This window comes from Aeromonas sp. S18(2024) (genome assembly GCF_041402525.1).
GTDB lineage: Bacteria > Pseudomonadota > Gammaproteobacteria > Enterobacterales > Aeromonadaceae > Aeromonas > Aeromonas enteropelogenes.
Window position 1 is genome coordinate 556,578 of sequence record NZ_JBGLQV010000002.1, and the last position, 20,214, is coordinate 576,791.

At 57.4% G+C, this 20,214-nt stretch carries 17 protein-coding genes; 10 read left to right on the top strand and 7 right to left on the bottom strand.

Annotation, left to right across the window (positions count from 1 at the left end; translation table 11 throughout):
* Positions 1-161 precede the first annotated feature (161 nt).
* From ACB034_RS05760 to ACB034_RS05805, 10 genes are all read left to right on the top strand, one after another.
* A complete protein-coding gene (locus ACB034_RS05760; RefSeq protein WP_371172319.1) occupies positions 162-1,250 on the top strand; it encodes a ketoacyl-ACP synthase III in 1,089 nt (362 codons plus the stop codon).
* A 285-nt stretch (positions 1,251-1,535) separates the two neighbouring features.
* A complete protein-coding gene (locus ACB034_RS05765) occupies positions 1,536-2,738 on the top strand; it encodes a methyl-accepting chemotaxis protein (RefSeq protein WP_201940697.1) in 1,203 nt (400 codons plus the stop codon).
* Positions 2,739-2,747: 9 nt separating this feature from the next.
* Complete coding sequence (locus ACB034_RS05770) at positions 2,748-3,116, top strand: response regulator (protein WP_026455745.1); 369 nt, start codon at positions 2,748-2,750, stop codon at positions 3,114-3,116.
* Positions 3,117-3,129: 13 nt separating this feature from the next.
* Positions 3,130-3,456 carry a lipid asymmetry maintenance protein MlaB gene (locus ACB034_RS05775; protein ID WP_042028090.1) on the top strand — a complete coding sequence of 109 codons (327 nt, stop codon included), beginning with the start codon at positions 3,130-3,132 and terminating at the stop codon, positions 3,454-3,456.
* A 23-nt stretch (positions 3,457-3,479) separates the two neighbouring features.
* Positions 3,480-5,690, top strand: coding sequence for a chemotaxis protein CheA (locus ACB034_RS05780; protein ID WP_371172320.1), 2,211 nt, complete (start codon positions 3,480-3,482; stop codon positions 5,688-5,690).
* Positions 5,691-5,909: 219 nt separating this feature from the next.
* Positions 5,910-6,473, top strand: coding sequence for a chemotaxis protein CheW (locus ACB034_RS05785; RefSeq protein WP_061476111.1), 564 nt, complete (start codon positions 5,910-5,912; stop codon positions 6,471-6,473).
* 47 nt (positions 6,474-6,520) lie between these two features.
* The gene (locus ACB034_RS05790; protein ID WP_371172321.1) at positions 6,521-8,692 is read left to right on the top strand and encodes a methyl-accepting chemotaxis protein; all 2,172 of its coding nucleotides are present in this window, start codon (positions 6,521-6,523) and stop codon (positions 8,690-8,692) included.
* A gap of 51 nt (positions 8,693-8,743) precedes the next feature.
* Entirely contained in the window at positions 8,744-9,547 is an 804-nt protein-coding gene (locus ACB034_RS05795; protein WP_371172322.1) for a protein-glutamate O-methyltransferase CheR, read from the top strand.
* A 5-nt stretch (positions 9,548-9,552) separates the two neighbouring features.
* Positions 9,553-10,044 carry a chemoreceptor glutamine deamidase CheD gene (gene cheD / locus ACB034_RS05800; protein ID WP_052445763.1) on the top strand — a complete coding sequence of 164 codons (492 nt, stop codon included), beginning with the start codon at positions 9,553-9,555 and terminating at the stop codon, positions 10,042-10,044.
* Positions 10,041-11,099 carry a chemotaxis response regulator protein-glutamate methylesterase gene (locus tag ACB034_RS05805; protein ID WP_371172323.1) on the top strand — a complete coding sequence of 353 codons (1,059 nt, stop codon included), beginning with the start codon at positions 10,041-10,043 and terminating at the stop codon, positions 11,097-11,099. Before cheD ends, ACB034_RS05805 begins: the two co-directional genes overlap by 4 nt.
* Before the next feature lie 91 nt (positions 11,100-11,190).
* Here the strand turns inward: ACB034_RS05805 and pnp are convergent, their stop codons facing one another.
* The 7 genes from pnp to rimP all read right to left on the bottom strand — a co-directional run bounded on the left by pnp (position 11,191) and on the right by rimP (position 20,060).
* Positions 11,191-13,338, bottom strand: coding sequence for a polyribonucleotide nucleotidyltransferase (pnp, locus tag ACB034_RS05810; RefSeq protein ID WP_124239032.1), 2,148 nt, complete (start codon positions 13,336-13,338; stop codon positions 11,191-11,193).
* A 168-nt stretch (positions 13,339-13,506) separates the two neighbouring features.
* Entirely contained in the window at positions 13,507-13,776 is a 270-nt protein-coding gene (rpsO, locus tag ACB034_RS05815) for a 30S ribosomal protein S15 (protein WP_026455738.1), read from the bottom strand.
* 143 nt (positions 13,777-13,919) lie between these two features.
* Entirely contained in the window at positions 13,920-14,870 is a 951-nt protein-coding gene (gene truB / locus ACB034_RS05820; RefSeq protein WP_026455737.1) for a tRNA pseudouridine(55) synthase TruB, read from the bottom strand.
* A gap of 1 nt (position 14,871) precedes the next feature.
* Positions 14,872-15,306: a 30S ribosome-binding factor RbfA gene (gene rbfA, locus ACB034_RS05825; protein ID WP_042028100.1), complete on the bottom strand. Its 435-nt coding sequence runs from the start codon at positions 15,304-15,306 to the stop codon at positions 14,872-14,874.
* Between the two features lie 55 nt (positions 15,307-15,361).
* Positions 15,362-18,064 carry a translation initiation factor IF-2 gene (gene infB / locus ACB034_RS05830; RefSeq protein ID WP_042073280.1) on the bottom strand — a complete coding sequence of 901 codons (2,703 nt, stop codon included), beginning with the start codon at positions 18,062-18,064 and terminating at the stop codon, positions 15,362-15,364.
* A 20-nt stretch (positions 18,065-18,084) separates the two neighbouring features.
* Positions 18,085-19,587 (bottom strand): transcription termination factor NusA, encoded by a 1,503-nt coding sequence (nusA, locus tag ACB034_RS05835; RefSeq protein ID WP_026455734.1) that lies wholly within the window; start codon positions 19,585-19,587, stop codon positions 18,085-18,087.
* Between the two features lie 14 nt (positions 19,588-19,601).
* On the bottom strand, positions 19,602-20,060 hold the full coding sequence (gene rimP / locus ACB034_RS05840; protein ID WP_042028103.1) for a ribosome maturation factor RimP: 459 nt from the start codon (positions 20,058-20,060) through the stop codon (positions 19,602-19,604).
* Positions 20,061-20,214: the final 154 nt, after the last annotated feature.

Sequence of the window (20,214 nt, forward strand, 5' to 3'; positions counted from 1 at the left end):
GCAAGTCCTTCCCTTTAAGCGAAATTTCCCTTGTTTTGCGGCTCATTGCCACATCTTCCCTGCCAGATAACCATGACCACAAGATGACAGTAGTTGTCTCGTGCGGCATAATTGCGCGATTTTCCGCCCGCGGGCGATCCACATTGAGAAGCGGTAACAAGATGAAATACGCCAATATCACCGGTTGGGGCAAATGCTTGCCTCCCTCAGTGCTGACCAACGATGACCTCAGCACCATCATGGATACGTCGGATGAGTGGATCTATCCGCGTACCGGCATCAAGGCCCGCCGGATCTCCCACGTCAGCACCTCGGATCTCGCCACCCTGGCTGGTCGCCGCGCTCTCGCCTGCGCCGGTCTCGAGGCCAGCGATCTCGATGGCATCATCCTGGCCACCGCCACTCCGGACAACCTGCTGCCGAGCGCTGCTTCCGCGGTACAGAAGAAGCTTGGTGCCACCAATGCCGCCGTGTTTGACCTCAACGCCGCCTGTACCGGTTTCGTCTACGCCCTCTCCGTCGCCACCTCGCTGGTGCAGACCGGCATGATGAAGAAGGTACTGGTGATCGGTGCCGAGCGTCTGACCTATCTGCTGGACTGGGCCCGCCGCGATACCGCCGTGCTGTTTGGCGATGGCGCCGGTGCCGTGATCATCGAAGCGAACGAGCAGGAAAGCGGCCTCATCGCCAACAAGCTCGGCTGCGACAGCGAAGCGCGGGAGATCCTGCATGTACCGAATTTCGGCACAGATCGCGTGCGTTTTGCCGACATTGACGGCCTGTTCACCTTCAATTTTGAAGGTCCCGAGATCTTCAAACGAGCCGTCCGCGGCATGGGTGAGGCAACCGGCACTGTACTGGAACAGGCCGGCATTGCTCCCGAGCAGATCGATCTCATCGTGCCGCACCAGGCCAATATCCGTATCATCGAAACCCTGGCCAAGCGCATGAACGCGCCCATGGAAAAGGTGATGGTGAACATCGAAAACTACGGCAACACCTCCGCCGCCACCGTGCCCATTGCCCTGTGCGAAGCGCTGGAACAAGGCCGCGTCAAGCCGAACTCCTATCTGCTGACCGCTGCCTTTGGCGCAGGCCTCACCTGGGGTGCAGCCATCATCAAGTGGGGCGATCGCATCACCCCCATCAGTCAGTGCGATGAAGAGCTGCCTGCGTGTGAGCAGAGCGCGCTGGAGCTGATCGCCCATGCCGTCGAAGGCTGCCAGCAGGCTCACGCCAACAAGGCCTGATCATGTTTCAAGGAGCCTGCCATGGCAGGCTCCTTATTTGTCTTTCTCTCCTTCGCTACCCCAGATTTCGCTATCTTGCTGATATCGGCGGAAATAACGCTCAGCATCCACTCCCCTTATCAAGGCCCTACCTCTTTTTCGGCAAGCAATACTGACTTGCAACCAACTATTTTTTTTACGCTACCCTTACTGAGCCAATAGTAAATATAACCAGGCCCCGGGTTGCCAATCTCGATGGCACAACCCGACGGCCAAGCTAATGACTAGCACAGGGATAAGTTGCGTATGGCACAACACAAAAGTGGCGTGATCAACCCGCTATGGGATCCGGTTTGCTGGCTGAGCTGCATCGGGCTGGGATTGCTAGGTTGCCTGCAGCTTCTGTCCGGATCTTCTTCTCTGCTTTACCTGTTGTTGAACGGCTCCTTGGCCATTGGAGCCGCACTCTGGACTTCCCATCGCGTCAATCAGGCCCGCCACACTCACGCCTCAACCGACGAGCAGGACACCACTCCGGCCTCTTTCGCCAATGCGATCATCGGGCTGGAAGAGGTCTGTCAAAAGGCAGTCCCCATCTGGTCACAACAGATAGAGAGCTCCCGGCAGCAAACTGAAGAGGCGATGATCGATCTGACACAGCGCTTCAGCGGGCTCGCCAACAAGCTGGAAGAAGCGGTCAGCGCCTCCCATCAGGCTGCCGGCGATCTGGGTGGCACCGAATCAAAAGGGATGGCCGCCGTGTTGAGCGAGAGTCAGCTCCAGCTCAATGAGGTACTCAGCCTGATGCATTCAGCCCAGGAAAACCGTGATGCCATGTTGGCAGAAATAAAGAGCCTGACCGCCTATACCCTGGAGCTCAACACCATGGCGCTGGATGTCGCCAAGATTGCCTCCCAGACCAACCTGCTGGCTCTTAATGCTGCGATTGAAGCGGCGCGGGCAGGTGAAGCAGGACGAGGATTTGCCGTAGTCGCCGATGAGGTACGCAACCTCTCCCGCCTCTCCAGTGAAACCGCCCAAAAGATGAGTGACAAGGTCGATACCATCAACGCAGGGATTGGTCGCGTCTCAGAAATTGCCGAAAGCTCCGCCGCCCGGGATCACGTCTCGGTCGCCAACTCGGAGCAGGCTATCGAACAGGTGCTGACCCGGTTTCGTCAGGCGACCGACAGCCTCGCCGAATCGGCTTCCCTGCTGCAAAGCGAAAGCACCGATATTCATCACGAAATTTCCAATGTCATCATTTCACTGCAGTTTCAGGACAGGGTCAGTCAGATCCTCAACCAGGTACGCAACAACATGGAGCATCTTTCAAGCCATCTGAACGACCCGGAACAACAGGTACGCACTTCCGGCCCGATCATGATCGACGCCGATAGCTGGCTGGCCGACATGGAACTCACCTATGCCACGGATGAGCAGAGGGACATTCATCATGGTCGTTCGACCAAGCCCACCGCCAGCAGTGCAGACATCACTTTTTTCTAGGAGAGAGACATGGGTAAAACGATCCTGATCGTGGACGACTCGGCCACCATTCGCCAGGTGGTTGGCATGACGCTGAAAACCGCAGGCTACGACGTACTGGAAGCGCAAGATGGCAAGGATGCCCTCAACAAGCTCGACGGCAAGAAGATCAATCTCATCATCAGCGACGTTAACATGCCCAATATGGATGGCATCAGTTTCGTCAAAGAGGCCAAGAAACTCTCCAGCTACAAGTTCACCCCCGTCATCATGCTGACTACCGAATCGCAGGACAGCAAGAAGCAGGAGGGACAGGCCGCCGGCGCCAAGGCCTGGGTCGTCAAACCTTTCCAGCCGGAACAGATGCTTGCGGCCGTCGCCAAGCTCATCATGCCGTAACCTGGAGTCAGCCATGGAATTGCAGCGCGAACTGCAAGGTGACAAGACTGTGCTCACCCTGCCTGACGACGTCACTATCTACACGGTAGCCGAACTGAAAGAGGCGCTCTCTCCCCTGTTGCACCAGGGACAAGAGCTGGAACTCAATCTGGCCAATGTGACTGAAATCGACAGTGCCGGGCTACAGCTATTGCTGGCAGCCAAAAAGACTGCCTTGGCCAATGGCTATCCGCTGCACCTGGTCTGGCACAGCCATGCGGTGCTCGAACTGCTGGAACTGTGCCAATTGTCGGGATTTTTTGGGGATCCCACCCTGTTTCCCCATGCTGAACACCCTTGAATCGCCATGCCGAGGAGTCACCCGTGAGCATCAATCTTGACCTGGCCCTGCAGACCTATATTGCCGAGGCTCGCGAATTGCTTGAAGAAATGGAGTCCTCTCTGCTCTTGCTGGAGGAAAATCCTGACGACAACGAGCTCATCGGGGCCATATTCCGGGCGGCTCACACCATCAAGGGCTCCGCGGGCCTGTTTGGTCTGCTTCCTATCGTGGGGTTTACCCATATTGTCGAGGATCTGCTGGATCAGATCCGCAACCAGCAATTATCGGTGACCTCGGCGCTTATCAAGGATCTTCTGGAGAGCTGCGACCACATTCAATTGCTGATAGAAGTGGTGGCTGAGCAGGGAGATAGCCTAACCGCCGACGCCCTCGCTCGGGATGACAAGCTGCGCCTGGCCCTTATTCGGCACCAGAATGCCCAGGAAGCCCAGTTGCCCGACACGATAATGCCTTCGCCTCCTCCCATCGAAAAAGAGGAAGTGCCACTGTCCAGCGGTTCCCTTTGGCATATATCCCTGCGTTTTGGGCCTGATGTGCTGCGTAACGGCATGGATCCCGCCGCATTTCTGCGCTATCTCGGCACATTGGGTACCATACGCTCGCTGGAAACCATCCATCAGGCCATACCGGATTGGGAGGAGTTCGATCCGGAAAGCTGCTACCTCGGCTTCGAGGTCGATTTGGATTCCCAGGCAGACAAGGCTGCGATCAGCGATGTCTTTGAATTCGTCAGGGATGATTGCCAGATCGCCATCTTGCCGCCTCACAGCAAGATCAGCGAATACATAGACCTTATCAATGTCCTGCCGGAAGATAGCGAAATGCTGGGGCAACTCCTGGTCAAGACCGGCGCGCTAACCGCAGAAGAACTGCGCCACGGACTCCAGCTACAACATTCGGCCACAGAGCACCCTGCCTCAAAACTGGGAGAGATCCTCATCTCTCAGGGTTCCATCGATGAAGTCGTGGTCGATGCAGCCCTGAAAAAGCAGCGCCAGACCAAGGAGAACAAGAGCAAGGAAGGACGCTATGTCAGAGTCCATGCTGACAAGCTGGATGACCTGATCAATCTGGTGGGTGAACTGGTGGTAGCCAGCTCGGGCGCCAATATGCTGGCCCAGCGCAGTAGAGAGAGCCAGCTACAGGAAGCGACGTCCGTCATTGCCAACTTGGTGGAAGAGATAAGGGACAATGCCTTGCGCCTTCGAATGGTGCCCATCGGCGATACCTTCAACCGCTTTCAGCGGGTGGTGCGTGATGTCAGCCAGGAGCTCAACAAGGATATCGCCCTGGTGATCTCGGGTGCCGATACCGAACTGGACAAGTCGGTGGTGGAGAAAATTGGCGACCCACTGATGCATCTGGTCAGAAACTCGATGGATCATGGAATCGAACCGGCAGAGCAAAGGCAGCTGGCCGGCAAACCGGCAAAAGGAACCCTGACGCTCAACGCCTACCATGACTCCAGTAGCATAGTGATTGAAATCAAGGATGACGGAGCCGGCCTCAACAAAACCAGGATCCTGCAAAAAGCGCAGGAACGAGGCTTGATTGGCGCAGGTACCACGCTCACCGATCAGGAGATCTACAACCTCATCTTTGAACCTGGATTTTCCACAGCAGAAGCCATTACCAACCTCTCCGGGCGTGGCGTCGGCATGGATGTGGTCAAGAGCAACATCACAGCCCTGCGCGGAACCGTGGATCTGGACAGCATTCCGGACCAGGGCACCCGGGTACAGATAAGACTGCCCCTCACACTCGCCATCATCGACGGCTTTCTGGTCAAGGTGTGTGATACCTATTACGTCATCCCGCTGGATATGGTGATCGAGTGCGTAGAACTGACCGCCAGTGCCTTGGCCGATACCCAGGGGCGAAATTTCATCAACTTGCGAGGAGAAGTCCTCCCCTTTATCCGTCTGCAACACTATTTCGACACCCGGGGCAGCAAGGGGCGCCGTGAGAATATCGTGGTCGTCAGCCACGGCGGCAAAAAATCGGGACTGGTTGTCGACGAGCTGCTGGGTGAATTCCAGACCGTTATCAAACCCCTTGGCAAATTATTCCAGCGTCTGCAAGGGATCAGTGGCTCCACCATTCTGGGAGGGGGCGAAGTCGCCCTCATCCTTGATATTCCCTCGTTGATCCAGCACGCCATCCATCAGGAGTCTGGCCTTATCAACAGGCAGACCCTGGCACGGCTGCAACATCAACCGCGCATCAATTGAGGAAAACACTGTGCAGCACACTTTCAATATCCTCACTATTCCTCTCGTTCAGTACACGGCTTGTATGCAGGTTGATAGCGTCATCGCCCATGTCCTTCGGCACATATTGGCACAGGAGGCCTGGCCACAAGCCAGCCAACCACGCCAGGGGGTGCAGTCAGATGCCACTTGCAGCACATCGCCGAAGCATTCCTCATCTTTTTTCAACCGGAGGCTGATATGACCCCATCGACCGAAGTGGCCGTGGTTGCCCCCCCCGCCACATCCCACAGTGACGCCCAGTACCTGACTTTTCTCATCAACGGAGAGATGTTTGCCATCAATATCCTGGGAGTCAAAGAGATCATCGAATACGGGAACATCACCCCCATACCCATGATGCCAAGCTTTATTCGCGGTGTGATCAATCTACGCGGCGCCGTGGTTTCAGTCGTTGATCTCAACGCCCGCTTTGGCAATGCGCCCTCCAACATCACCCGGCGTACCTGCATCGTCATCATTGAAGGTCTACACCATCATGACGATACACAAGGTAGCCAGGATATCGGTGTGGTCGTGGATTCCGTCTCCGAAGTCCTCAGCATTTCACCCAGTGAAATCGAACCGCCCCCCAGCTTTGGTGCCCGGATCAGGGCTGACTTCATCAGCGGCATGGGTAAGGTCAACGGCAAATTCGTCATCCTCATTGATACGGAAAAAGTCCTGTCACTTGAGGAGATGGCACAGCTCAGTGAACTGGCGCAGCAACCGGAAAAATTACCGGAATACATACAGGCATCCTGATTACTCACGCTCAATACGCATTGGCATGTCGCACAAGGATAAGGCTCATGACTCAATCACTGTTTGAAAAGCTCTTCAGCAATGGCTCCAGCTACAACCAGCAGCAAGAGCAGCTAACCAGGCTTGCTGAGGAAACTCGGCGCATCCATCACGCCATCACCCTCGAGCAAACAGCTGGCCAGATAGATCTGCCTACCCTCACCGGCCCGCTACGGGACCTCTGCCACGAGTTCAATGAAACCCTCAACCTGCTGCAAACCCGCTTGCGGAATGCATTGGACACTATCGAGAGCAACCAGACCCAGTACCGGGAGAATCTGCGTGTGCGCAAGGCGCTGGACGGCGCATCGACCAACGTGATGATTGCCGACACCGACCTCAACATCATCTATATGAACGAGGCGGTCACCACCATGCTCGGCCAGGCGGAGCAAGATATTCGCAAGGAACTGCCCAATCTGGACGTTAAAAACTTGATGGGCAAGAACATCGACAACTTCCACAAGAATCCGAGCCATCAGCGGGCCATGCTGCAAAAGCTCGATACAACCTATCGCACCCAGATAACTATTGGCGGCAGAACCTTTTCGCTGATTGCCAACCCCGTATTTGGTGACAATGGCGAGCGGCTAGGGTCAGTCGTGGAATGGGCTGATCGCACCAAAGAGATCGCCATCGAAAATGAGGTCAAGGCCGCCAATGAAGCCGCCAAAATCGCGGCTAATGAAAGCCTCAGGGTCAAGAGAGCACTCGATTGTGCCAGCACCAACGTCATGATCGCCGATACCAACCTCGACATCATCTATATGAACGACTCCGTCACCGAGATGCTCAAGCTGGCCGAGCCGGACATCAAGAAAGATCTCAACAACTTCAATACTGCGAATCTGATGGGGGCCAATATTGACAGCTTCCATAAGAACCCGGGACACCAGCGGACCATGCTGGCCAAGCTCAACAGTACCTACCGCACCCAAATACAGCTTGGTGGACGTACCTTTGCGCTGATCGCCAACCCGGTATTCAGTGACAGTGGCGAACGCCTGGGGTCGGTGGTCGAGTGGGCGGATCGCACCAAAGAGGTTGCCATCGAGCACGAAATGTCGGAAATAGTACAATCCGTGATCAATGGCGAGTTGCACAGCCGCATGGATCTCGCCGGCAAATCCGGCTTCTTCCATAATCTGGGCGAAGGCATCAACCAGATTGCCAACGTGATCGATACCAGCCTCAATGACGTGATCCGGATCGTGCAGTGTCTGGCCAAGGGAGACCTGACCCAGAAGATAGAGACAGACTACCCGGGAGTCTTTGGTACCACCAAGGATGCCCTCAACAAGACCATCGATTCCCTAACCAATATAGTGACCGAGGTCCGCGGCGCCTCCGACAATCTGTCGAGTGCAGCCGAGCAGGTGAGTGCCACCGCCCAGTCCATCAGCCAGTCCAGCAGTGAACAGGCTTCCAGCATGGAAGAGACCAGCGCATCCATCGAACAGATGAGCGCCAGCATCAACCAGAATACCGATAACGCCCAGGTGACAGACGGCATGGCCAGCAAGGCAGCCAAGGAAGCTGTCGAAGGCGGTGAGGCCGTCCAACTGACCGTCGATGCCATGAAACAGATCGCCAAACGGATTGGCATTATCGACGACATAGCCTATCAGACCAATCTGCTGGCCCTCAATGCGGCCATCGAAGCGGCGCGAGCGGGGGATCATGGCAAGGGGTTTGCTGTCGTCGCAGCCGAGGTGCGCAAACTGGCGGAGCGCAGCCAGGTAGCGGCACAAGAGATAGGTGAGCTGGCCTCCAGCAGCGTGGAAATGGCAGAAAAGGCCGGCCGGCTACTCGATCAGATGGTTCCCTCCATCAACAAGACATCCGATCTGGTGCAGGAGATTAGTGCAGCCTCTGCCGAGCAATCAACCGGTGTCAGCCAAATCAACCAGGCAATGAGCCAGCTCAGCCAGGTCACCCAGCAAAATGCCTCCTGCAGCGAAGAGCTGGCCGCTACAGCAGAAGAAATGAGCAGCCAGGCAGAGCAACTGCAGCTTGTCATGGAATTCTTCACTCTCGAACAGAGCCACAGGAGCAATGGTCACAACGTCGCACAACCCCAGAACAGTACCAAGGGGCGCTTTGTTCTGGAGGGGAATGGCCGTGAGCAGCCCGGTCTTCCGCCACGACCATTCAACGAGGGAGACTTTGTCCGTTTCTAGTGTGCCGGGGCCTGGGCAACCAGGCCGCTTTGCCGAGCCGGGAGCATAGCCTTGTACCAGACTCAACTTCATGACGACGAATTTGGCCAGTTCCAGCGCTGGTTACATCAGGCCGCAGGTATCGACCTGTCACCGGCCAAGAAAGCACTGGTGGCCAGCCGGCTTTCCAAACGCCTGCACCATTACGAGCTGGACAGTTATGGTGACTATTTTCGCCTGATCATGAGCGACCATCATCAGGAGTTGCAACTGGCGCTGGATCTGCTGACAACCAATGAAACCTACTTCTTCAGGGAGTCCAAACACTTCGACTTTCTCTGCAATACAGTGCTGCCGCTCGTGCCAAAGGAGCGGACATTGCGGATATGGAGTGCAGCCAGTTCATCCGGGGAGGAACCTTACAGTCTGGCGATGACCCTGGCGGAAAAACACGGCGGCTTCAACTGGGAAATCATAGCCTCGGACATCTCGTCACGCATGCTGGAACAGGCCAGGCTGGGACGCTACCCCATAGAACGGGCGCACAATATCCCCATGTCATACCTGATGAAATACTGCCTGAAGGGCATAGGGCAACAGGAAGGCAGTTTTATCATCGACCGCAAGCTGCAGGAGCGAGTGAGGTTTTTGCACATCAACCTCATCCAGGAGCTGCCCGACATCGGCATGTTCGATGTCATATTCATCCGCAACGTAATGATTTACTTCAACAAGGAGACCAAGGCCGAGGTCGTGCAGCGGCTGGTACCCAGACTCAGGACCGGGGGTTACCTGCTTGTCAGCCATGCCGAAAGCCTCAACGGATTGCCTCATGGTCTGCATCTGGTTTCTCCTTCCATCTATCAAAAGCGGTGATGATGATGCAACGCGAGATCATGCTGCACCCCGGAGAGTTTTTCTTCGGCCAGGAGGACGCCGTTATCAAAACCCATCTGGGGTCCTGTGTCGCCATCACCATGTGGCACCCACAACATAAATCGGGAGGAATGTGTCACTACATGCTGCCGACCCGGGGAGTCAAAACCACTACCCTGGATGGCCGTTATGGCGACGAAGCGATCACCTTGTTTCTCGAGGCTATCCGGCAATATCCGTCTCCGATCCAGGAGTATGAAGTAAAGCTTTTTGGTGGCGGACACATGTTTGACATAACGACCCCTGCCGGAGACTACCCCAATGTGGCCGACCAAAATATCCAGGCCGCATGGCAGTTGACCCGGCATCTGGGCCTCACCATAAAAGCGCATCATCTGGGCCTCTCTGGCCACCGAAGCCTCATCTTCGAGCTCAACAACGGCCATGTTTGGGTGCGTCATCATCGTCTGCCACATCATCGAGGGACGGGGGAATGAAACAGATAAGAGTCATGCTGGTGGATGATTCCGCCGTGGTTAGACAGGTGTTGCAAGGGGTGCTGGAACAGGAGCCCGACATCAAGGTGATTGCGACCGCCTCCGATCCGTTGTTTGCACTGGAGAAACTGAAGAAGGAGTGGCCGGATGTCATCGTGCTGGATGTGGAGATGCCACGGATGGATGGCATCACTTTTCTCACCAAAATAATGGCTGAGCACCCCACCCCGGTGGTCATCTGCTCATCTTTGACCGAGAAGGGAGCCGAAACCACCTTGCAAGCCATGGCAGCCGGCGCTGCAGACATCATCACCAAACCGACCATGGGCATCAAGAGCTTTCTGCAGGAGTCAGCCCACGATCTGGCCATGTCAGTACGAGCGGCCTCCCAAGCCAACCTCAAGCGACTCGGCAAACCGGCCCCCTTGCAGGTTGCCACCAAAATCCACGCTGACGCGATACTGGCACCGACGCGAGATGCCATGGCCCAAACCACGGAGCGACTCATCGCCATCGGTACCTCCACCGGCGGTACCCAGGCGCTGGAGGCTGTGCTGACGGCCCTTCCCCGAGTCAGCCCGGGGATCGTCATCGTGCAGCATATGCCGGAGAAATTTACGGCATCATTTGCCGCTCGCCTTAACGGGTTGTGCCAAATCGAAGTGCGGGAGGCGAAAAACAATGACAGGGTCATCCCGGGACTCGCGCTGATCGCCCCCGGCGGAAAGCACATGCTGCTCAAGCGAAGCGGTGCCTACTACCATGTGGAGGTGGTCGACGGTCCCCTGATCAACCGACATCGCCCTTCGGTGGATGTGCTGTTTCGCTCCGTGGCCAAATACGCAGGCAAAAACGCGACCGGCATCATCATGACCGGCATGGGAGATGATGGCGCCAGAGGGCTCAGGGAGATGCTGGATGCCGGTGCCAATACCTATGCCCAGGATGAGGCCTCCTGTGTGGTGTTTGGCATGCCAAAGGAGGCGATCAAGCTCGGTGCCGCACGCCACATACTCCCGCTCGACGAGATGCATCACGCCATTCTCGGCAGATAGCCACTCTGCTGGCCAGCCATAAAAAAATCCGGCTCCCCTGGGGGAGCCGGATTGGTCAGCCAGACCGAGCAAGCCCGGTCAGCACTACGTCTTATTCTGCAGCAGGTGCTTCGGCAGCGACCGGAGCGGCATCGGCAGCCGGAGCAGCGGCTTCGGTCGGCGCGTTCGCTTCCTTGATGGAGAGGCGTACGCGGCCCTGACGGTCCACTTCCAGTACCTTCACCTTCACCACGTCACCGATCTTCAGGTAGTCGGCCACGTTCTGCACGCGAGCATCGGTGATCTGGGAGATGTGTACCAGACCGTCTTTGCCCGGCAGGATGTTGACGAAGGCGCCGAAGTCGGCCAGACGGACGACCTTGCCTTCGTAGATGCGGTTCACTTCGATCTCGGCGGTGATGGCCTCGATGCGGCGGATCGCTTCCTTGGCAGCGTCACCGTCAACGGCGGCGATACGGACGGTACCGTCATCATCCAGCTCGATGTTGGTGCCGGTCTCTTCGGTCAGGGCGCGGATCACGGAACCACCCTTGCCGATGACGTCCTTGATCTTCTCCGGGTTGATCTTGATGGTGTGGATGCGCGGGGCGAAATCGGAGATCTCGGCACGCGGTGCCTGAATGGCTTCGTCCATCACTTTCAGGATGTGCAGGCGAGCACCACGAGCTTGCTTCAGGGCAATCTCCATGATCTCTTTGGTGATGCCTTCGATCTTGATGTCCATCTGCAGGGCGGTCACACCTTCGGTGGTACCGGCAACCTTGAAGTCCATGTCGCCCAGGTGATCTTCGTCACCCAGGATGTCGGACAGCACGACGAAACCTTCTTCTTCCTTCACCAGACCCATTGCGATACCGGCGACGGAGGCCTTGATCGGCACACCAGCGTCCATCAGCGCCAGGGAGGAACCACAGACAGAAGCCATGGAGGAAGAGCCGTTGGATTCGGTGATTTCAGAGACCACGCGCACCACGTACGGGAACTCGTCGGCACTCGGCATCACGGCAGCAACACCGCGCTTGGCCAGACGGCCGTGACCGATTTCACGACGCTTGGGGCTGCCCATCATGCCGGTCTCACCGACGCAGTACGGCGGGAAGTTGTAGTGCAGCATGAAGCGATCGGCGCGGTTGCCGGTCAGCTCGTCGATGTTCTGGGCGTCACGCTCGGTACCCAGGGTCGCAACAACCATGGCCTGGGTTTCACCACGGGTGAACAGGGCAGAACCGTGAGCGCGCGGCAGTACGCCGGTGGCGACGGACAGGGCGCGGATCATCTCGGGATCGCGACCATCGATGCGCGGCTCGCCACGTACTACGCGACCACGAACGATGCGGCTTTCCAGGCTGTGGAACTCTTCGCCAATCTTCTTGGCATCTTCTTCCACGCCGGAGGCGATCACCTGCTCAACCACACGGCCCTTGATGGCAGCGATGGTTTCGTAACGCACGGCCTTCTCGGTGATGCGGTAGGCTTCACCCAGTTCGGCAGTGGCCAGCTCGGCAACCTTGGCTTTCAGCGCTTCGTTGACGGCAGGCGGAGTCCAGTCCCACGGCTTGGTGCCAACGTCGGCAGCAAACTCGTTGATGGCGTTGATCACGGCCTGCATCTGCTCGTGACCGTATACCACGGCGCCCAGCATCACCTCTTCGGAGAGGATGGCCGCTTCGGATTCCACCATCAGCACGGCGTTGGCGGTACCGGCAACTACCAGGTCCAGATCGCTCTGGGGCAGCTCGGTGGTGGTCGGATTCAGCACGTACTGGCCGTTCATGTAACCCACGCGGGCTGCACCGATCGGGCCGCCAAACGGGATGCCGGAGATGGCCAGTGCCGCGGAGGCGCCGATCATGGCAACGATGTCGGGAGAGACGGCCGGGTTCACGGACATGACGGTGGCAACCACCTGAACCTCATTGAGGAAGCCTTCCGGGAACAGCGGACGAATAGGACGGTCGATCAGACGGGAGATCAGGGTCTCGCCTTCGCTCGGACGGCCTTCACGACGGAAGAAGCCACCCGGGATGCGACCAGCAGCATAGGTACGCTCCTGGTAGTTGACGGTCAGCGGGAAGAAATCACGGCCGTGATCGGCCTCTTTCTTGCCAACAACGGTCACGAAGACGCAGGTATCGTCCATGCTGACCATCACGGCCGCAGTGGCTTGACGGGCCATCACACCGGTTTCCAGTGTGACGGTGTGTTGACCGTACTGGAATGACTTTACAATAGGATTCACGTGAATTTCCTTTTTACAATTTGGCTCTTTAAATTCGCGCACAAGTATACTTGATTCGATGCAAAAGGTAAGCGGTGACACAAATTCTGTGAGGCAGGCAACGCGCTGATAGGGAATAAAAAAAGGGGAACCTGACGGTTCCCCTTTTTCGCGAAATCTGATGGTCGATTAACGACGCAGACCCAGCTTGGCGATCAGAGCAGCGTAACGCTGAACGTCTTTACGCTTCAGGTAGTCCAGCAGCTTACGACGCTGGGAAACCATGCGCAGCAGACCGCGACGACCGTGGTGATCCTTGGAGTGCTCCTTGAAGTGACCTTGCAGATGGTTGATCTGGGCAGTCAGCAGGGCAACTTGCACTTCGGGGGAACCGGTGTCGTTGGCGCCACGAGCGTGCTCGGCAACGATTTGAGCTTTGATCTCAGCATTTAGAGACATGGTATTACTCCAGTAGAGTGTTTAAAGGTTCACAGCCAATCTCTAATTCAGCCGTGAAATGAGGGCGGTATCATAATCGCCCCCGCCCCTTTTCGCAATGATAAAGACGCGCAACGGGCAAGAGCACGGATACCGCCTGAGGATCACTCCTCGTCGTGATAACGGACCAGGCGCTTGGGGGCAACCCGACCATCATCATCAATTTCGCCGACACCGATGAACTCGCGCTCGGGGCCGACCGTCATGCGAACCTGACCGCTGGTTGGGGCACCTGGCACCTGAACTGCCTGACCCTGGTTCACATAGGCCGCCACTACGGCCAACATGTTCACCTCGGGCAGAGACGCCACGGCGGTGTCCATCGGCAGCAACAGGGGATCCAGCTGCTCGCGCGGCGGAATGCTTTCGGCCTTGGCCTGCTCGAAGATGCACTCAAGCTGCTCCAGGGTCAGCATCCGATCGTACGGATAGCTGGCCACCTGGGTGCGGCGCAGCTGGGTGACATGAGCGCCACAACCCAGCACTTCCCCCAGATCATCGACCAGAGAGCGGATGTAGGTGCCTTTGCTGCAGTGCACTTCCAGTTTGACCTCGTCCCCTTCGAAGCTGATGAGCTTGAGCTCGAAAATCGTGATGGGGCGGGCTTCCCGCTCAATTTCGATCCCCTCGCGGGCATACTCGTAGAGCGGACGGCCATTATGCTTGAGGGCGGAGTACATGGACGGCACCTGCATGATGGGGCCGCGGAACTGGTCCAGCGCCTCAATCAGGGTACCCACGGCCACGTTCACCGGACGGGTGGCAACCACCTCGCCATCGGAGTCGCTGGTGTTGGTGCGCTCGCCCAGCTTGGCAGTCACCTCGTAGCGCTTGTCCGCATCCAGCAGATACTGGGAGAACTTGGTGGCCTCGCCCAGGCAAATCGGCAACATGCCGGTCGCCAGGGGATCCAGGGCGCCGGTGTGGCCGGCCTTGGCGGCGTTGTAGATCCGCTTTACCTTCTGCAACACATCGTTGGAGGTCAGGCCGGTCGGCTTGTCCAGCAACAGAATGCCGTGCACATCACGGCCCTTGAAACGACGTCTTCGGGTCATCTCAGGCTTTATCCTCAGTCGTGTCATCCGGAGCGGCCACGTCATCCTCACGACCTGACTCGGCCATGCGACGCTTGTCTTCACGGATGGTATTGGTCACCAGGTTGGAGAGACGCATCCCCTCGACCAGGGTCTGGTCGTAGAAGAAACGCAGCTCAGGCACCACACGCAGGCGCATGGCGCTGCCCAGCAGGCTGCGGATGTAACCGGCCGCTTCAGTCAGCGCCTTGAGCCCTTCCTTGATGCGCTCGGCGTCATTCTCCAGCTGCAAGAAGGTGACATAAACCTTGGCGTAGTTGAGGTCACGGGACACTTCCACGTCGGAAACGGTCACCATGCCGATGCGCGGGTCTTTCACCTCACGCTGCAGGATCAGCGCGATTTCACGCTGGATCTGCTGCCCGACCCGACGGGTCCGGCTGAATTCTCTGGCCATAATCTATCCTGCGATAAAAGGGGGCCGCGGCCCCCTATTTTGTCTGACTCTCGGCTTACAGAGTACGCTGAATTTCAACGGTCTCGTAAACTTCGATCTGGTCGCCTTCGCGTACGTCGTTGTAGTTCTTGACCGCGATACCACACTCGTAACCGTTGCGAACCTCGTTGACGTCATCCTTGAAGCGACGCAGGGATTCCAGCTCGCCTTCATAGATAACCACGTTGTCACGCAGAACACGGATACGGTTGGAGCGCTTGACCACACCTTCGGTGACCATACAGCCGGCAACGGCGCCAAACTTCGGTGAGCGGAAGACGCTGCGCACTTCGGCCAGACCGATGATCTCCTGCTTGTACTCCGGCGCCAGCATGCCGCTCATGGCCTGCTTCACTTCGTCGATCAGGTCATAGATGACGGAGTAGTAGCGCAGATCCAGGCTCTCGGCCTCGATGACCTTGCGCGCAGAGGCGTCGGCACGGACGTTGAAGCCCACCAGGATGGCGCTGGAAGCGGCAGCCAGGGTCGCATCGGTCTCGGTGATACCACCCACACCGGAACCCACGATCTTCACCTTCACTTCGTCGGTGGAGAGCTTGACCAGAGCGTCGCAGATCGCTTCCACGGAACCCTGTACGTCGGCCTTGATCACCACGTTCACTTCGGACACTTCGCCCTCGGTCATGTTGGCGAACATGTTCTCCAGCTTGGCCTTCTGCTGGCGAGCCAGCTTGACTTCGCGGAACTTGCCCTGACGGTAGAGAGCCACTTCACGGGCCTTCTTCTCGTCACGCACCACGGTCGCTTCATCACCGGCAGAGGGAACACCGGACAGACCGAGGATTTCCACTGGCAGGGACGGACCGGCCTCTTTGATCTCGCGACCCAGTTCGTCACGCATGGCGCGCACACGACCGTATTCGAGACCGCACAGCACGATGTCACCCTGGCGCAGGGTACCTTCCTGTACCAGTACGGTAGCAACCGGACCACGACCCTTGTCGAGGAAGGATTCGATGACTACACCGTTGGCCATACCGTCAACCACGGCTTTCAGCTCCAGTACTTCGGCCTGGATCAGGATGGCTTCCAGCAGATCGTCGATGCCTTCGCCGGACTTGGCGGAGACGTGTACGAACTGGCAATCGCCACCCCAGTCTTCGGACATGACGTCGTAACGGGCCAGCTCGGTCTTGACGCGATCCGGATCCGCTTCCGGCTTGTCAATCTTGTTGACCGCAACAACCAGCGGCACACCGGCCGCCTTGGCGTGCTGAATAGCTTCGATAGTTTGCGGCATCACGCCGTCATCGGCAGCAACAACCAGCACCACGATATCGGTCGCCTTGGCACCACGAGCACGCATGGAGGTAAACGCCGCGTGACCCGGAGTATCCAGGAAGGTGATCATGCCGCTTTCGGTCTTAACGTGGTAAGCACCGATGTGCTGGGTAATGCCACCGGCTTCGCCTGCGGCAACCTTGGCCTTACGGATGTAGTCCAGCAGCGAGGTCTTGCCGTGGTCAACGTGACCCATGATGGTCACGACCGGTGCGCGCGGCTTGGCTTCGGAGGTCTCGTCACGATCGCTAAGTACTGCCTCTTCCAGCTCGTTCTCGCGGCGCAGCACCACCTTGTGGCCCATCTCCTCGGCGACCAGCTGAGCGGTCTCCTGGTCGATAACCTGGTTGATGGTAGCCATGGCGCCCATCTTCATCATCACCTTGATGACTTCGACACCCTTGACCGCCATCTTGTTGGCCAGCTCGGCCACAGTGATGGTCTCGCCAATCACCACGTCGCGGTTAACCGCGGCAGCCGGCTTGTTGAAGCCGTGCTTCATGGCATTCGGGGTAGCAACCTTGCCACGCTTGCCTTTACGAGCGCGCGGATCGCGGGAGTTGCGGTCATTGCGATCGTCGTCGCGGCGACCGGCCTTCTTCGGCCCCTTGGCGGCAGCGGCGGTACGGCGGCTGGTTTCTTCCTTGCGATCCAGCTCATCTTCTGCAGCCTGGGCATGCTTGGAGGTGGTCACGTGATAATCGCTGCTCTCTTTGGCGCGGGCGGCGTCTTCTTCAGCCCAGCGGGCTGCATTCTGTTCTGCCATGAGACGAGCCTCTTCGGCTTTCTTCGCGGCGAGTTCTTCAGCTTTTTGCAAAGCTGTTTGTTCCTGTTGGCGCTTCAGTTCTTCTGCTTCGCGCTTGGCCATCTTTTCTGCCTCTTGCTGAGCTGTGCTACTGGCTGCTTTGGCGGGCTGTTGAGCCTGTCGAGCCTTTTGTTGTGCCTCGATCCGCGCCTTTTCCTCAGCTTCACGACGAGCCTGCTCAGCCTCACGGAGAGCCTTCTCTTCAGCGTCGAGACGAGCCTTCTCTTCGGCTTCGCGACGAGCTTTTTCTTCTGCTTCCAAACGCGCTTTTTCCTCGGCTTCCGCCTGACGCTGTTCATCTTCCAGCGCCGAGCGTCTTACATAGGTGCGAGACTTGCGTACTTCTACCTGCACTTCCTTGTTCTTGCCGCCAGTCCCCTGAACACTGATGGTGCTCTTGGTCTTGCGCTGCAAGGTCATGCGGGCAGGAGCAGTGACCTCGTCACCTCCATGCTGTTTCTTCAGGTGTGCCAGCAGGGTCTGCTTCTCAGACTCGCTAACCATGTCGTCGGCCTTGCTCTTGCTGATACCGGCATCGACAAACTGCTGGAGAAGACGATCAACCGGTGTGTCGATGTCAGTGGCAAGTTGTTTGACTGATACTTCTGCCATTCATTTTCCTCCGTTTGATCTTACTCGGACTGCTCTTCCCCGAACCAACAGATGTTGCGAGCAGCCATAATGAGCTCACCGGCCTTCTCGGCAGTCAGCCCTTCGATATCGGCAAGGTCATCGATGCCTTGCTCTGCCAAATCTTCCAGGGTACCGATGCCACGGCCCGCCAGTGCGTAAGCCATTTCACGGCTCAGACCGTTCAGATTGAGCAGTTCTTCAGACGGCTCAACGCCATCAAAAGATTCTTCTTTGGCCAGGGCCTTGGTGGTCAGGGCATCCTTGGCGCGCTTGCGCAGCTCTTCGACCATGTCTTCATCCAGACCGTCGATGGCCAGCAGCTCGTTGACCGGTACGAAGGCGATCTCTTCCAGAGTGGAGAAGCCCTCTTCCATCAGCAGGCTGGCGAAATCGTCATCGATGTCCAGGGTGCTGGTGAACAGGTTCATGATGCGATCGTTCTCGGCCTGGTGCTTGGCACGCATGTCCTCAACGGTCATCACATTCAGCTCCCAACCGGTCAGCTGGGATGCCAGACGCACGTTCTGACCGTTACGGCCGATGGCCTGGGCCAGGTTGGCCGCTTCCACTGCGATATCCATGGTGTGGTTGTCTTCATCGACGATGATGGAGGCCACATCGGCGGGCGCCATGGCATTGATCACGTACTGGGCCGGGTTGTCATCGTACAGCACGATGTCGGCGCGCTCACCGCTCAGCTCGGCGGAGACGGCCTGAACGCGGGCACCGCGCATCCCGATGCAGGCACCGATCGGGTCGATGCGACGATCGTTGGTCTTTACCGCGATCTTGGCGCGGGAACCCGGATCACGGGCGGCGCCCATGATTTCGATCATCTCTTCACCGATCTCCGGCACTTCGATGCGAAACAGCTCTTTCAGGAAGTCCGGGCTGGAGCGGCTGACAAACAGCTGGGAGCCACGGGCTTCCGGACGCACTGCGTAGAGCAGACCACGGACGCGGTCACCAGGACGGAAAGTTTCGCGCGGCAGCATGTCGTCGCGGAAGATCACGGCTTCTGCATTGCTGCCCAGATCCAGGATCACGTTGTCGCGGTTGCTCTTCTTGACCACGCCGCTGATGATGGTGCCTTCTTTGTCCTTGAACTGGTCAACGACTTGTGAACGCTCGGCTTCGCGCACTTTCTGCACGATGACCTGCTTGGCAGTCTGGGTGGTGATGCGGTCGAAGGTCACGGAGTCGATCTGATCTTCAACATATTCACCGATCTGGATGTCCGGCTGCTCGATCTGCGCCGCTTCCAGAGTGATTTCGGCGTAGGGGTTTTCCATGGCGGCCTGATCCGCGATGACTACCCAGCGGCGGAAGGTATCGTAATCGCCGGTCTTGCGATCGATCTCGACACGAACCTCAATCTCGCCTTCATATTTTTTCTTGGTCGCAGTCGCCAAGGCAGTTTCCAACGCCTGGAAGATCTTTTCGCGGGGTACCGCTTTCTCGTTGGATACTGCGTCAACGACCAGCAAAATCTCTTTATTCATATCCGATAGCCTCGTTAACCAAAGTTCGGCACTATGTTCGCTTTTTGGATATTGGTGAAAGCCAACACTTCGTCCTTACCATCTACCATCAAGGTGATCATGTCGCCCTGTACGGCTTTGATTACGCCTTTGAACTTGCGGCGGTTGTTTGTTGCCATCCGAAGCGTTACCGCCGCCTCTTGGCCAACGTATTTTTCGAACTGGGCAACCTTGAACAGCGGGCGATCCAGACCCGGGGAAGATACCTCGAGGTAGTACTCCTCGGTGATGGGATCTTCGACATCCATGATGGCGCCAACCTGATGGCTGACCTCAGCACAGTTCTCGACGGTCACGCCCTGCTCGCCATCAATGTAGACGCGCAAGGTGGAGTGTTTACCCGCACGGATAAACTCGATACCCCAAAGTTCAAAGCCCAAGGCAACGACCGGCGCCTCGAGCATATCGGTCAAACGTTGTTCCAACGTAGCCAAAGTCACCCTCCGAAAAACAAAAAAAGGGCATAAAGCCCAGATAGAGATCCATTCAGAGTAAATTGCACATAACAAAAAGCCCCGATATCAAATCGGGGCTTGGCGCTTTACCCTGATTGTCGCCTCGCAGCGACCGCCTTCCTGAGCGTAGGAA

Coding starts and splice junctions, on each gene's coding strand:
- ACB034_RS05760 (WP_371172319.1), top strand. CDS start 162: ATGAAATACGCCAATATCACCGGTTGGGGCAAATGCTTGCCTCCCTCA.
- nusA (WP_026455734.1), bottom strand. CDS start 19,587: ATGAATAAAGAGATTTTGCTGGTCGTTGACGCAGTATCCAACGAGAAA.
- ACB034_RS05770 (WP_026455745.1), top strand. CDS start 2,748: ATGGGTAAAACGATCCTGATCGTGGACGACTCGGCCACCATTCGCCAG.
- ACB034_RS05775 (WP_042028090.1), top strand. CDS start 3,130: ATGGAATTGCAGCGCGAACTGCAAGGTGACAAGACTGTGCTCACCCTG.
- infB (WP_042073280.1), bottom strand. CDS start 18,064: ATGGCAGAAGTATCAGTCAAACAACTTGCCACTGACATCGACACACCG.
- ACB034_RS05785 (WP_061476111.1), top strand. CDS start 5,910: ATGACCCCATCGACCGAAGTGGCCGTGGTTGCCCCCCCCGCCACATCC.
- rpsO (WP_026455738.1), bottom strand. CDS start 13,776: ATGTCTCTAAATGCTGAGATCAAAGCTCAAATCGTTGCCGAGCACGCT.
- truB (WP_026455737.1), bottom strand. CDS start 14,870: ATGACCCGAAGACGTCGTTTCAAGGGCCGTGATGTGCACGGCATTCTG.
- ACB034_RS05765 (WP_201940697.1), top strand. CDS start 1,536: ATGGCACAACACAAAAGTGGCGTGATCAACCCGCTATGGGATCCGGTT.
- ACB034_RS05805 (WP_371172323.1), top strand. CDS start 10,041: ATGAAACAGATAAGAGTCATGCTGGTGGATGATTCCGCCGTGGTTAGA.
- rbfA (WP_042028100.1), bottom strand. CDS start 15,306: ATGGCCAGAGAATTCAGCCGGACCCGTCGGGTCGGGCAGCAGATCCAG.
- cheD (WP_052445763.1), top strand. CDS start 9,553: ATGCAACGCGAGATCATGCTGCACCCCGGAGAGTTTTTCTTCGGCCAG.
- ACB034_RS05790 (WP_371172321.1), top strand. CDS start 6,521: ATGACTCAATCACTGTTTGAAAAGCTCTTCAGCAATGGCTCCAGCTAC.